The sequence below is a fragment of the Pseudomonas sp. 25 R 14 genome (assembly GCF_900004755.1).
In the GTDB taxonomy this organism is placed as follows: domain Bacteria; phylum Pseudomonadota; class Gammaproteobacteria; order Pseudomonadales; family Pseudomonadaceae; genus Aquipseudomonas; species Aquipseudomonas brenneri.
Genome location: NZ_CVTS01000040.1, coordinates 30,039 through 44,113, shown reverse-complemented (window position 1 = coordinate 44,113; position 14,075 = coordinate 30,039). Strand labels below are relative to the sequence as shown.

The 14,075-nt window shown below is 59.3% G+C and carries 11 protein-coding genes and 1 pseudogene; 2 read left to right on the top strand and 10 right to left on the bottom strand.

What is annotated here, in order from left to right; all coding sequences use genetic code 11:
- Positions 1–77: 77 nt before the first annotated feature.
- The 4 genes and pseudogenes from BFQ03_RS13225 to BFQ03_RS30635 form a co-directional block, all read right to left on the bottom strand.
- The gene (locus tag BFQ03_RS13225; RefSeq protein WP_065943319.1) at positions 78–1,298 is read right to left on the bottom strand and encodes a maltoporin; all 1,221 of its coding nucleotides are present in this window, start codon (positions 1,296–1,298) and stop codon (positions 78–80) included.
- Positions 1,299–1,448: 150 nt separating this feature from the next.
- Positions 1,449–3,095, bottom strand: a complete 1,647-nt coding sequence (gene treC / locus BFQ03_RS13220; protein WP_065943318.1) for an alpha,alpha-phosphotrehalase — start codon at positions 3,093–3,095, stop codon at positions 1,449–1,451.
- Between the two features lie 64 nt (positions 3,096–3,159).
- A complete protein-coding gene (treP, locus tag BFQ03_RS13215; protein ID WP_032858277.1) occupies positions 3,160–4,602 on the bottom strand; it encodes a PTS system trehalose-specific EIIBC component in 1,443 nt (480 codons plus the stop codon).
- 123 nt (positions 4,603–4,725) lie between these two features.
- Positions 4,726–4,839, bottom strand: a pseudogene (locus BFQ03_RS30635) (outer membrane lipoprotein carrier protein LolA); the annotation flags it as partial.
- A gap of 79 nt (positions 4,840–4,918) precedes the next feature.
- On the opposite strand from BFQ03_RS30635, the gene treR reads away from it, so the two are divergent.
- The gene (treR, locus tag BFQ03_RS13210; protein WP_032858279.1) at positions 4,919–5,623 is read left to right on the top strand and encodes a trehalose operon repressor; all 705 of its coding nucleotides are present in this window, start codon (positions 4,919–4,921) and stop codon (positions 5,621–5,623) included.
- 74 nt (positions 5,624–5,697) lie between these two features.
- On the opposite strand, the gene BFQ03_RS13205 is transcribed toward treR, so the two are convergent.
- The 6 genes from BFQ03_RS13205 to BFQ03_RS13180 all read right to left on the bottom strand — a co-directional run bounded on the left by BFQ03_RS13205 (position 5,698) and on the right by BFQ03_RS13180 (position 13,067).
- A complete protein-coding gene (locus BFQ03_RS13205) occupies positions 5,698–6,786 on the bottom strand; it encodes an alpha/beta fold hydrolase (protein ID WP_223232759.1) in 1,089 nt (362 codons plus the stop codon).
- Between the two features lie 63 nt (positions 6,787–6,849).
- Positions 6,850–7,944, bottom strand: a complete 1,095-nt coding sequence (locus BFQ03_RS13200) for an alkene reductase (RefSeq protein ID WP_032858281.1) — start codon at positions 7,942–7,944, stop codon at positions 6,850–6,852.
- A 368-nt stretch (positions 7,945–8,312) separates the two neighbouring features.
- Entirely contained in the window at positions 8,313–9,890 is a 1,578-nt protein-coding gene (gene guaA, locus BFQ03_RS13195; protein WP_032858282.1) for a glutamine-hydrolyzing GMP synthase, read from the bottom strand.
- Between the two features lie 81 nt (positions 9,891–9,971).
- A complete protein-coding gene (gene guaB / locus BFQ03_RS13190) occupies positions 9,972–11,441 on the bottom strand; it encodes an IMP dehydrogenase (RefSeq protein WP_003209646.1) in 1,470 nt (489 codons plus the stop codon).
- A gap of 218 nt (positions 11,442–11,659) precedes the next feature.
- Entirely contained in the window at positions 11,660–12,208 is a 549-nt protein-coding gene (locus BFQ03_RS13185) for a hypothetical protein (RefSeq protein WP_032858283.1), read from the bottom strand.
- Between the two features lie 91 nt (positions 12,209–12,299).
- Positions 12,300–13,067, bottom strand: a complete 768-nt coding sequence (locus BFQ03_RS13180; protein WP_032858284.1) for a sulfite exporter TauE/SafE family protein — start codon at positions 13,065–13,067, stop codon at positions 12,300–12,302.
- A 99-nt stretch (positions 13,068–13,166) separates the two neighbouring features.
- On the opposite strand from BFQ03_RS13180, the gene BFQ03_RS13175 reads away from it, so the two are divergent.
- Positions 13,167–14,057, top strand: a complete 891-nt coding sequence (locus BFQ03_RS13175) for a LysR family transcriptional regulator (RefSeq protein WP_065943317.1) — start codon at positions 13,167–13,169, stop codon at positions 14,055–14,057.
- The last annotated feature ends 18 nt before the right edge of the window (positions 14,058–14,075 follow it).

The following is a 14,075-nucleotide window of genomic DNA, read 5'->3' as shown; positions in this document are numbered from 1 at the left end:
GGATGCAAATTCCGGGGTGACGAATATCCAAATGTGGGAGCACGCCTCCCACATTCAATCCGCGTACGACCGAGGGATTACTTCCACCAGTATTCGACCTGCACACCGAAGTTGGAGCCATGCCGCGCAGTGCCATAGGAGCCGCTGTCGGACAGCGCCGAGCCCGCCGCCAGTTCATTGGCCGCACGCTTGGCCGCTTCGTTCCAGGTGGCATAGGTGTAGTACAACCGCACTTCCGGCCGCGCCCAGAAATCCGGGCCTTTGGGCGACCAGGTCGGAGCGAAGGTAAATTTGCTGAGTTTGCGCGTGCCACCCGTGGCATCCACCTGATCGTGGCCCAGTTCGGTGACCAGCTTGAACTGTTCGCTGAGGGCATACGCCGGGCGCACACCGATGGACATCCAGGTCTGATCCTGGCTGCCGGGACGCACGTCTTTTTGGTACACCGCCTCGACCTGGCCACCAAAACGCGGCGTCACTTGCCAGTCGAAAAACTCCACTGCGCGGTAGCTTTTGCTGCTGCGTTCCAGCGCCGTATTGCCGGTGTAACCCAGGCCGGTACCCGGCCCTTCACCGTACTGCAGGGCGAACTTGTTCTTGCCGCCAAGGAACGGTTTTTGTACATGCTGGGCGGTCAGCGCCCAGCCGCTGTGGGTGTCGCGGCCACCGGCCTGTTCGATGTAACTCAGGCCCAGTTCCAGCTCGCCGCCGGGGTTGGTCTTGAAGCCCGCCACATTGAAGTCATGCCGAGTGGCGTATTCCTTCTGGTACAGGTTGTCCTTGCGCGACAGGGCATAGCTGTATTTCAGGTCGCCAATCAACACGTCCTCGATACCGCCGCCGGTGGCGCTCTGGTTCCAGTAGTAGAAGTCGGAAATATGAATGTCATTACGTTTGTAGTAGCGCCGCCCGGCCCACAACGAGCCGCCATTGAGGCTGGGCATGTTCGACCACTGGGCATACATCTGCGGCATGCGCGCCGAACCGTTGTTCTCGCCCTGGAACTTCAGCTCGCGGTCGTACTTGTTGTACAACGAAGCCATGGCATCGACGCTGAGCACCGAACCGTCGTCGAGGGTGAACAGGTCCTGGCGCAACTCCAGCTCGGCGTATTGTTCGCACTCGTTGCCCAGGCGGTATTTGGATTGGGCTCCCGGCAATTGGAAACATTGCTGCGGGCCACTGCCGGTCGAGGTGCCGGCGCCGCTGCGCAGATAGCCCGCGAACTCCAGGGCGTGTGCGGCAAACGGTACGCTTAGACAAGATGCAACGAGACCCAGCTTTATTGTTGTTTTCATGAAGCGCTCCTTTTTTCTTATTGTTTGTAACGCGATTCTGTAGGAGCGAGCTTGCTCGCGAAAATCGTCAACGATGACGCGGGCATCCTGGAGGTATGCGGCGCTTTCACGGTTTTCGCGAGCAAGCTCGCGCCTACAAAAAGGGGAATGTCAGTCGGTCAGGTGCAGCACAAACGATTCGTAAGGGCGCAGCGTGAGCGTGTCTGTGCGCACCGGGCAGTCGGGATAGTTGCTGATCAACTGGCGTTGCGCGCTCGCCGCACTGATCACGTTTCTAGGCAGCAGGATTTCGCAGGGCTGCCCATAGAAGTTGTTCAGCACCAGCAGGCGCTCGCCATGGCCTTCGCGCAGATACACCCAGACCTTGTGGTGATCCTGCAGCAACTGGCGGTAAACGCCCGCTTGGATCAGCGGTTCAAGGCGCCGCAAGGCGATCAGCGCACGGTAGTGATGCAACACCGAATCCGGGTCATCCAGTTGGCTCTGGACATTGATCTGCGCCGCATTGGCCGGGATGCCGATCCACGGCTCAGCGCTGCTGAAACCGGCATTGGCCTGGCTGTTCCACTGCATCGGCGTGCGGCCGTTGTCGCGGGATTTCTGCATGATCGCGGCCATGCTCGACGCCTCGGACTCACCGGCATCGCGCTTGAGGCGATAGATGTTCAAGGTCTCCACATCGCGGTACTGCTCGATGGTGTCGAAGCCCGGATTGGTCATCCCCAGCTCTTCGCCCTGGTACACAAACGGCGTGCCCTGGAGAAAGTGCAACGCGGTGGCGAGCATCTTGGCCGAGACCACGCGGTGCTCGCCGTCATCGCCAAACCGCGAGACCACCCGTGGCTGATCATGGTTACACCAGAACAGTGCATTCCAGCCGCCGCCGGCCTGCATGCCCAACTGCCAGTCAGAGAGAATTTGCTTGAGTTGCTGAAAGTCAAAGTCGGCGCGCACCCACTTTTGCAGGTTCGGGTAATCGACCTTCAGGTGATGAAAGTTGAAGGTCATCGACAGCTCTTTCGACTCCGGGCGAGAGTAGCGAATGCAATGTTCCAGGCTGGTGGACGACATCTCGCCGACGTTAATCAGGTCGTGGCCTTCGAACACTTCGCGGTGCATTTCCTGCAAGTACTCATGCACGTTGGGGCCGTCGGTGTAGAAGCGGCGACCGTCACTGCGGTCTTCAGGGAAATCCGCCGGCTTGGAGATCAGGTTGATCACGTCCAGGCGGAAACCGCCGACGCCTTTGTCACGCCAAAAGCGCATGAGTTTGTAGACCTCGGCACGCACCTTGGGGTTGTCCCAATTGAGATCGGCCTGGGTGTGGTCGAACAGGTGCAGGAAGTACTGGCCGGTCTGTGCCTCGTATTCCCAGGCCGAACCGCCGAACTTGGATTCCCAGTTGTTCGGCTGGTCGCGCCAGATGTAGAAGTCGCGGTACGGGTTGTCGAGGCTGCTGCGCGCCTGCTGGAACCATTCGTGCTCGATGGAGGTGTGGTTGACCACAATGTCCAGCATCAGCTTGATGCCGCGCTTGGCCGCTTCGCGGATCAGCAGGTCGCAGTCGGCCATGGTCCCGTAGCTGGGATCGATGGCGTAGTAGTCACTGATATCGTAGCCGTTGTCACGCTGGGGCGAGCGCAGGAACGGGGTGATCCACAGGCAGTCGACGCCCAGCCACTGGAGGTAGTCGAGTTTGTCCACGATGCCCAGCAGGTCACCGGTGGCGTTACCCGCGTGGCTGTGGAAGCTTTTGGGGTAGATCTGGTAGATCACCGAGTGTTGCCAGTCTTGCATGGGGACTCCTTCAACTTGGAATGCGATCAAATGTGGGAGCGGACTTGCTCGCGAAAGCGATCGATCAGGCGACGCGATAACCCGGCCGGACAATCTTCATGCTCAACCCACAGGTCAAGACAAACGGCACCACAATCGCCACCGCCATGCCGATCACAAACATCGGGATGTACTGCGGGATGATCGAGATAAACCCAGGCAAGCCACCCACACCGATGGCCGAGGCCTGGACCTTGTTCAGCGAGAGGAAAATGCTGCCCAGGGCCGAGCCCAGCAACGCGGCATAGAACGGAAACTTGAAGCGCAGGTTCACCCCAAACATGGCCGGCTCAGTGATGCCGAAATAGGCGGAAACCGCCGAGGTCGAGGCCATGCTTTTATCCCGCGCATTGCGGCTCATGTAGAACACACCGAGGGCCGCGCTGCCCTGCGCCAGGTTGGACATGACGATCATCGGCCAGATAAACGTACCGCCCTGGGTGGAGATCAGTTGCAGGTCCACGGCGAGGAACATGTGGTGCATGCCGGTGATCACCAACGGTGCATACAACAGGCCGAAAATCGCCCCGCCAACCATCGGCGCCAGGTCAAACAGCGTGACCACGCCTTCGGTGATCAGGATGCCGAGGTGACGGGTCACCGGGCCGATGATCGCCAGCGCCAGCACCCCGGTGACGACGATGGTGGTGATCGGCACGACCAGCAATTGGATGGCGTTCGGCACCCGCGCCCGCAGCCATTTTTCAATCACGCTCATGACGTAGGCGGCCATCAGGATCGGCAGGATCTGGCCCTGGTAGCCAACCTTCTCGATCTGGAACCAGCCCAGAATATCGAAGTACGGCAGGCTCTGGCCGTCGAGCCCGGCCACGGCCTTGCCGTAGTTCCAGGCGTTGAGCAAGTCTGGGTGCACCAGCATCAGGCCGAGCACGATGCCGAGGATTTCACTGCCACCAAAGCGCTTGGCCGCCGACCAGCCCACCAACGCCGGCAAGAACACAAACGACGTGTTGGCCATCAGGTTGATCAGGCTCCACAGACCATCCAGGTTCGGATAGGCCTCCAGCAGCGTCTGGCCCTCGATGAACATGCCCTTGGCGCCCATCAGGTTGTTCACACCCATCAACAGGCCGGCAATGATCAGCGCCGGCAGGATCGGCATGAACACATCGGAGAACACCCGCACCAGGCGTTGCATGGGGTTGGTCTTGTCGCCACCGGCTTTCTTCACGTCGGCGATGGTCGAGACGCCGAGGCCGGTCTGTTCGCGCAGGGCGGCGTAGACCTTTTCCACCTCGCCAGGGCCGATGACAATCTGGAACAGGCCGCCGGTAAAGAACGAGCCCTTGACCAGATCGACCTGGTTCAGCGCACTGGCGTTGACCAGGCTCGGGTCCTTGAGGGCCAGGCGCAGGCGCGTCACGCAGTGGGCCGCTTGCTCAAGGTTGTCGCTGCCACCGAGGTTCTGCAGAATCTCGCGGGCGATGTTGGGGTAATCGTGGCTCATGCTTGTTCTTCCACTTTAGATTCTTGTTATTGGCAGCATGCCGAGGGCAAAAGTACTCATCTGTACGAGTTAAAGCAACAACTCGTACAGACGAGTTACAAAAATATCGAATGAGCGCTTTTCTGTAGGAGCGAGCTTGCTCGCGAAGAACCTGAGGGCAACACGGGGTGTCAGTTTTTTCGCGTTATCGTTAACGATTTTCGCGAGCAAGCTCGCGCCTACAGGGATTTGCGATATCCGAGGGGCTGATGGACAAACCCCACCTCTGCCTCTAAGGTTCCTGCCTTGAATGCAATCGCGGCACAGAGCCATTCCCATGAGTAAATACAACCAGATCTACACTGATCTGCTTGCCAGCATCACCACCGAACGCCTGCAACGCGGCACCCGCCTGCCCTCCGAAACGGAGTTGATGGATACCTACCAGGCCAGCCGCGGCACCGTGCGCCGGGCCATCGAGCAGTTGCAGGAACGTGGATTCGCGCAAAAGATTCACGGCAAGGGGACGTTCGTGCTGTCGCCAAACCCGATTGAGTTTCAACTGGGCGGCATCGTCAGCTTCCACGAAACCCACGCCGACCTGGGCGATGACGTACGCACCGAAGTAGTCGAATTCACTCAATTGCCTCTGGAAGGCTCGCTGCTGCAACATATCGAGGCCGAGCCCGGCACCCTGATCACCCGCATCAAGCGGGTACGGCGCATCGGCGGCAAACGGGTGATCCTCGACATCAACCACTTCGTCGCCGATCTGATCCCGGGCCTGGACCAGACGATTGCCGAGCAGTCGATCTATGCGTTTATCGAGCAGACGTTGCAGTTGCAGATCAGCTACGCCCAACGCACCATCGAGGCCCTGCCCCGCAGCAAGGACGACCAGGCGCACCTGGACCTCGACGGGCAAAGCCATGTGATCGTGGTGAGTAACCAGACGTTTTTGCAGGATGGGCGGCAGTTCGAGTACACCGAGTCGCGGCATACGTTGGATAAGTTTTACTTTTCAGATATTGCGCGGCGATAGAGCCGGATCCCGTCAAGTACAAGCGATGCACAGGTGGCCATGGGCGACCTGCACATCGCGGCATCACTCAGTGATCAAGGTTTACCAAGAAAGCGGCTCAACTCGGCAGTGACTTGCGGCGCACACTCCTCGACCATCCAATGACCGCAGCCCGGCAGGATTTTGCCCGTGTGTTGCGAAGGATCACTGACAAAACGAGCGGCCATTTCCTTGGTCAGCACATCGTTGACCCCTTGCTGACCGGTGAGCGCCATCGACGGGATCTTCAGCAACTTGCCGTCAGCCAGCAACTTCTCGTTCTGTGCAATCGAGTCTGCATGAGACTTGTAGTAACCAAACGCAGCGTGCAGCCGCTCGCGGGTCGAATAAGGCTCGATCAGCTCACTGAGCAACTCAGGGGTGAACACCTCTTTTTTGCCCGCGTAGGTTTTGATGAAGTACGAGAAAAACAGGCTTGGATCGGCAGCAATTTGCTTCTCGGCAATATCACCGAAGCTGAAGTAGCCAAAGTGCCAACCGAGCCCCGGGCCTGACGGGGTATAGCCTGGGTAGGTGAACATATCCCGATCGGGAATCGGCGAATCCATGAACACCACCTTCTTGATGAAGCTACCCTGGTTGCGGGCCACGAACGGGTATGAGGCGGAGTTGCCCAGATCATGGCTGACGAAGTCGATGGACTGCGCCGGGGTGATCTTTTTCACCGCGCCCAACAGGATCCTGGAGACATTCTCAGCCGAATAGTCGTCGCCCTTGATCGGACCCGACTGCCCAAGGCCGGGCAGATCAACGGCAATCACCGTACGGTTCCTGGCAAAGGCCTGCATCACCGGCTCCCACATCTTCCAGGTGGAACCAAAGCCGTGGAGAAAGACCACCGGGGTCCCACCGCTGCCGCCTTCGACATAGTGAATACGCGTGCCGTCGACATCGATAAACTTGCTCGACAGCCCGGCACCATATTGATACTGGCCCAGATGATTATTCTTGACCGTATCAAACTGCTGGCGAGACACACTGGGTGGTGTGTCGATTGACTTCATCGCCGGATCGTATCCCGCCCACGACAAGGATGGGCCGGCCAGCAAGGAAGATAAAAGGACTGCTGATAAGACTTTTTTCATGATTTTGTAGGTCCAGGTCAAAAGATCGGCGAACACCATCAATAGCGCCCTGCTGGCGGCCGTCGAATGGGGGAATTCAGCTAGAAGGAGAGTGTCAGGCTGCTAGGAGAGCGTCGGATAGTCGATGTAGCCAGCCGCACCGCCACCGTAGAACGTGGATTGATCTGCAACGCTCAGTGATGCCCCCTCGTGGATCCGCTGCACCAGATCAGGGTTTGCAATAAATGGCCGCCCAATAGCCACCGCATCGGCCAGGCCTGCCTGGAGGATCGCCTCGGCACGCGCGCCGTCATAGTTACCGCAAACAATCAGTGGCCCATTGAAAGCGGCACGCAGGCGCTCGCGAAAACCTTGCGGATAAGGGGCACCGCCCGCCCACTCCCACTCGGCAATATGCAAATACGCCAGGCCGCGCTGTTGCAGTTGACCGGCCAGATACAAGGTCATCGCCTCAGGCTCATCATCTTGAATATCATTGATCGACCCCCACGGCGACAACCGCAACCCGATACGTTCGGCGCCCACGACCGCAATCATGGCATCGAGGGTTTCGAGCAGAAATCGCGCACGGTTTTCCACGCTCCCGCCATAGTCGTCTGTTCGTCGGTTGCTGCCCGTGGCCAGAAACTGGTCGAACAGATAGCCATTGGCGCCATGCATTTCCACCAGGTCAAACCCGGCACTCAGCGCCGCGCGAGCAGCCTGGACAAACTCCTGGCGGACTTGCTTGAAGTCTTGCACGGTCATTTCACGCGGTTCGGCGGCAGGCGCCATGGTGCCGCCCCCCTTCATATCACTCACGAAAACCTGGGCCTTGGCAGTTATCGCCGAAGGCGCCAATGGCTTTTCACCTTCCAACTGCATCGACCCATGGGACATCCGCCCCACATGCCAAAGCTGGGCAGCAATTCGACCTCCCGCCGCGTGGACCGCATCGGTAACCGTTCTCCAGCCCGCCAACTGTTCAGGGCTGAAAATCCCAGGGGTATAGGCATAGCCCTGGCCCTGCCGTGAGACCTGAGTCCCCTCACTGATAATCAAACCGGCACTGGCACGTTGTGCGTAGTAAGTCGCGTTGATTTCCACTGGTATGTCACCAGGTTGTGCCGCACGAGAACGAGTCATCGGTGCCATGACCAGGCGATTGGGCAATAAAACCGGGCCAACCGGCAATGGGCTGTAGAGCTTTTTAGACATGATGAAGCAACTCCTGGAGAACGTTCACACAATTAATATAGTGATCACTATGTAATATCCATTACGATGCATTCGTCAATTATTTTTTAGTGATCAATACATTTATTGCGATCAAAGACATACCCGTGGCGTCGATCGAAATACGCTCCAGGTCAGGCAGGCGGTGTTTTTGGCGCAAAGGCCATGACGATATGCCCTACAGCACAATCACCGAGGGATCAGAATGGGGAAACGCAGGAGGGAGGGGGAATGTTGCAGGATCAAGATTTGACAGAGAACAGGAAGGCCACGATTAGCCCTCCCGATCGGTGCCAGCGTCATCGCCAACCTGTTCTACACAGTGGCAATAGACGCTGAGGTTAAGGGGGTCATTCCCACTCAATGGTCGCCGGCGGCTTGCTCGACACGTCATAAGTAACGCGCGAAATACCTTCGATCTCATTGATGATACGGCCGCTGACAGTCTCCAGCAGTTCGTACGGCAGGTGTGCCCAACGGGCGGTCATGAAGTCGATGGTTTCTACCGCACGCAGTGCCACGACCCAGGCGTAACGACGGCCATCACCGACCACGCCAACCGATTTCACCGGTTGGAATACCACGAAGGCCTGGCTGACCTTGTGGTACCAGTCGGCCTTGCGCAGTTCTTCGATGAAGATGTGGTCGGCACGACGCAGCAGGTCGGCGTATTCCTTCTTCACTTCACCGAGGATGCGCACGCCCAGGCCCGGGCCCGGGAATGGGTGGCGGTAGACCATGTCATACGGCAGGCCCAGTTCCAGGCCCAGACGGCGGACTTCGTCCTTGAACAGTTCGCGCAGCGGTTCTACCAGCTTGAGGTTCATTTCCTCAGGCAGGCCACCCACGTTGTGGTGGGACTTGATCACGTGGGCCTTGCCGCTCTTGGCGCCAGCCGACTCGATCACGTCTGGGTAGATGGTGCCCTGGGCGAGGTACTTGATGTTGTCCAGGCTGGTGGCCTGGGCATCGAAAACGTCGATGAAGGTACGGCCAATGATCTTGCGCTTCTTCTCTGGGTCGGATTCGCCGGCCAGGTTGTTGAGGAACTGGTCCTCGGCGTTGGCGCGGATCACTTTGACGCCCATGTTCTCAGCAAACATGGCCATCACTTGCTCGCCTTCGTGCAGGCGCAGCAGGCCGTTGTCGACGAATACGCAGGTCAGTTGGTCGCCGATGGCTTTGTGCAGCAGCGCAGCAACCACCGAGGAGTCAACACCGCCGGACAGGCCGAGCAGCACGTTATCGGTACCAACCTGGGCGCGCACGTTGGCGATGGCGTCTTCAGCGATTTTCGACGGGGTCCACAGGGCTTCACAACCGCAGATGTCGAGGATAAAGCGCGACAGGATGCGCCCGCCTTGCTTGGTGTGGGTCACTTCCGGGTGGAACTGCACGCCGTAGTAGCCGCGCTCGTCGTTGAACATGCCGGCAATCGGGCAGCTCGGGGTGCTGGCCAGGATGTGGAAGTCTTCCGGCATCTTGGTGACTTTGTCACCGTGGCTCATCCACACGTCGAGGCCGAACAGGCCGTCAGTGTCAACGTGGTCTTCGATGCCGTCCAGCAGGCGGCTCTTGCCGACCACGTCCACACGGGCATAACCGAATTCACGCAGTTCGGAGCCTTCGACCTTGCCGCCCAGTTGCTCGGCCATGGTCTGCATGCCGTAGCAGATGCCGAAGACCGGTACGCCCAGGTCAAATACGGCTTGTGGGCAGCGTGGGCTGTTGGCTTCGTGCACGGACTCGGGGCCACCGGCGAGGATGACGCCTTTTGGGGCGAATTCGCGAATCGCTTCGTCGTCCATGTCGAACGGATGCAGTTCGCAGTACACGCCGATTTCACGCACGCGGCGCGCGATCAGTTGGGTGTACTGGGAGCCGAAGTCGAGGATCAGGATGCGGTGGGCGTGAATGTCGAGGGCCATGAAGTCAGTCTCGTCTAATGAATCAGAAACAACTCGGGGCTGAAAGAACAGCCCCGGTTACTTAACGTTTTGCTGGAAGCCTCAACCTACGCGGTAGTTCGGCGCTTCCTTGGTGATCTGCACGTCGTGGACATGGGATTCAGCCATGCCGGCGCCGGTGATCCGTACGAACTCGGGCTTGGTGCGCATTTCTTCGATGTCGGCGCTGCCGGTGTAGCCCATCGAGGAACGCAAGCCGCCCATCAGTTGATGGATGATGGCGCTCAGGGTGCCCTTGTACGGCACACGGCCTTCGATGCCTTCCGGTACGAGCTTCTCGGCGCCTGCCGAGGAATCCTGGAAGTAACGGTCGGACGAGCCTTGGGCCTGGGACATGGCGCCCAGCGAACCCATGCCGCGGTAAGCCTTGTACGAACGGCCCTGGAACAGTTCGATCTCGCCCGGCGCTTCTTCGGTACCGGCGAACATCGAACCCATCATCACGCAGGAAGCACCGGCAACGATGGCCTTGGACAGGTCACCGGAGAAACGGATGCCGCCGTCGGCGATCAACGGTACGCCAGTGCCTTCAAGGGCAGCGGCGACATTGGCGATGGCGCTGATTTGCGGCACGCCTACACCTGCGACGATACGCGTGGTGCAGATCGAGCCAGGGCCGATACCGACCTTGACTGCGTCAGCGCCGGCTTCGGCCAGGGCCTTGGCGGCAGCGCCGGTGGCGATGTTGCCGCCGATCACCTGCACGTCAGGGAAGTTCTGCTTGACCCAGCGTACGCGGTCGATCACGCCTTTGGAGTGACCGTGGGCAGTGTCGACCACCACCACGTCAACACCGGCAGCGACCAGGGCCGCAACGCGGTCGCCGGTGTCTTTACCGGTACCAACGGCAGCGCCCACGCGCAGACGACCTTGATCGTCCTTGCTGGCCAGCGGGTAGGCCTTGGCTTTTTCGATGTCGTTGACGGTCATCATGCCCTTGAGGGCGAATTTGTCGTCGACGATCAGCACGCGCTCGATGCGGTGCTTGTGCAGCAGTTCACGCACATCGTTCTTGTCGGCGCCTTCCTTGACCGTGACCAGGCGCTCTTTGGGCGTCATCACTTCGCGGACGGTGACTTCAAGACGGTTTTCGAAACGCACGTCACGGGAAGTGACGATGCCAACCAGGTCGCCATCGTGCAGCACAGGAACACCGGAGATGTTGTGCAGGCGGGTCAGGTCGAACAAGTCACGCACGGTGGCGTCGGCTTCGATGGTGATCGGATCTTTCACCACACCGGCTTCGTAACGCTTGACCTTGCGCACTTCGGCAGCTTGCTGCTCGATGGTCATGTTCTTGTGGATGATGCCGATGCCGCCTTCCTGAGCCATGGCGATTGCCAAACGGGCCTCGGTGACGGTGTCCATGGCAGCGGAAACCAGGGGAATATTCAGCTCGATGCCACGGGTTAGGCGGGTCTTGAGACTGACTTCGTTAGGAAGCACCTCGGAATAACCGGGCACTAGGAGAATGTCGTCGAATGTCAGAGCTTCTTGGCTGATACGCAGCATCGCGGGGGCTCCCGAGCGGGAAAATGGAAGCGCGCCATTATATACATGCACCCTGCCAGGCTCAATGTAAAACTCTGACAAACTTGGTAATACTGATAGATGGATAAACCACGCGGCTTTTCTGTAGGAGCGAGCTTGCTCGCGAAGAACGCCAGGGCGCCGCGTTACAAACAGACCGCCCGCATTATCGTTGACGATTTTCGCGAGCAAGCTCGCTCCTACAGTTCGACTTTGACCCAGCTGATTTTCTGGTCGAGCCAGTCGGCAAACTCGTCGATAAAGCTCTGCTTGAACCCCGCCTCCGCCCAGTTGTTGAAGATGAAGCCCAGGTTGGAGAAACCACACTCCTGCAGGAACAGGAAACCGTTGATGTCGTCCTCATGCCCACACAACGGGCAGGTGAAGTTATCGGTATGGCCGGGCATCCAGTCTTCCAGGCTTTCGAACAGTGCCTCGCCAACTTCCTTGCGGCACTCCGGGCAGCCGGCTTCTTCGAGAAAACCCTTGGCCGGGGTATAGATGCAGCGTTTGTAGATGATTTCCAGCCCGTTGACCGGCTCGTTGAACGGCAGCGCCTCGGGGTGCAGCACCACGGCACGCGCACCGTCGGCCAAGGCATAACCCATGCGGTTACCGGTACGGCCACAGGTGCTCAACTCTTCCTTGATGATGTTCTTGCGCACCAGCCAGCGCACGATGGCCCGGGCGCGGGGTTCGTGGACGGGCAAGGTGGAGATTTTCGGGACAAGGATGCTTTGGGAATTCATGGGAGTCCTGCGGTGTGGCGTCTGGCGCCTTCGCGAGCAAGCCCGCGAAGAGGCCCTGAAGGCTGGCAGCTTAATCCCTGCCCCACACAGGTCAAGTACTCAAGTACCGCCCAATCAAAGCTATGCCACTGGCCAGCACCAACCACGTCACCAGCCGCACAAACGCCTCGCGGGACATGCGCAGGGTCAACCGGCGCCCAAGCCACAGCCCCAAGGCCATCGCTGGCAGCAAACACACCGCCAACATCAGCAACGGCAATTCGGCATACACCCCGGCGATCAAAAACAAACTCAGGCGCACCACGGTGCTGGCGCTGATCAATGCACTTTGGGTCGCCCGGGCCGGGTCCTTGGGCAAACGGCTGTTGAGGTAGATCGCATATAAAAAGCCACCGCTACCAAACAAGGCCCCAAACAATCCACCCACCACCCCCATCGGCACCGCCCAGCCGGCAGCCAGGGCGGTGGGCTTGGCCTTTATCGCCAGGCTGTAGATGGCGTAGGTGCTGATAAACACGCCCATCAACAGCAACAACAGGTCCGAATGCAGGTTGAGCAAAAAGATCACGCCGAGGGTGCAGCCAATCGCCATGCACGGTAGCAACCGCAACAGCTCCGGCTTGACCACCTCCCGCCGCGATTGCAGAAGGTTGCCGAAGGCCGCGACAAAATCCAGCAACACCAGCAACGGGATAATCTTCGACAGCGGCATGAACACAATCAGGATCGGCCCGGCCACCAGCGCCGTGCCGAAGCCGGCGATGCCAAACACGATATAGGCCAGGGCAATCCCCAGGCCGATCACCAGCCAGTCAACGCTGCTAAAAGACCACTGACTCATCAGTTCAACCAGGCTCATGACGTATTCCTTGTTCGAGATGGCCATCACTTTAGCCAAAGCGCTGGGTTGCGACTAATATCTTCAAAGCCCTCCACCTATCTCGAAAAGGCATGACTCGTGATTTCCACCCGACAACTGCGTTATTTCGTTGAAATCGCTGAAAGCGGCAGCTTCAGCGCCGCCGCCGAGCGCCTGTTTGTCGCGCAATCGGCCCTCAGCCGACAGATCAAGGAGCTGGAAAACCTCCTGCAAACCCCGCTGTTCGAGCGCACCGCCCGCCAACCGAGGCTGACAGCCGCAGGCGAAGCGTTTTATCCACGAGCACGCAACCTGCTGGGCGAGTTGTACAAGGCCAGCGAGCTGGCGACCCAAGTGGGCCACGGCCAGCTTGGCACCCTGCGCCTGAGCCACTCCAGCACCGTGCCGATGAGCGGGCGCGTGCTGCGTGGGATCAGCGCCTGGCTGGAACAGTGCCCCGGTGTGTCGATGGATATCGTCAAGCTGTCCTCTGAGGCGCAGCTGGAAGACATTGCCGATGGGCGGCTGGAGGTTGGCCTGCTGCGCTTGCCGGTGCTGCGCCAGCGCGAAGGGGTACACATCATGCCTTTATATAAGGAGCCGCTGTTGCTGGCAGTCCCGCCCGCTCATCCTTTGACCCGACACTCATCGGCCATTGAACTGGCGCAATTGAAGGACGAGGCCTTTATCTCGATCCCGCATCCGCAACGCGGTGGCCTGAGCTATCTGTCAGCAGAGTTGTGCATGCGTGCCGGATTTTTCCCCAAGGCCGCGCGGGTGATGTCGCGCAAAACCACCCAGTTGCAATTGATTCAGGCCGGGTTTGGCATTGCCTTGCTGCCCGAGTCGATGCGCGACATAGCTCCAGCCAGCATTCACTTCCTACCCCTGGCCGACCCCGATTGCCACAGCACCGTGGCCCTGGCCTGCGCGCAGGCGCCGAGCGCGTTGGTTGCGCAGTTCTGTCAAACACTGGGCGAATGCCTATAAACTGCCGCCCATGACTAA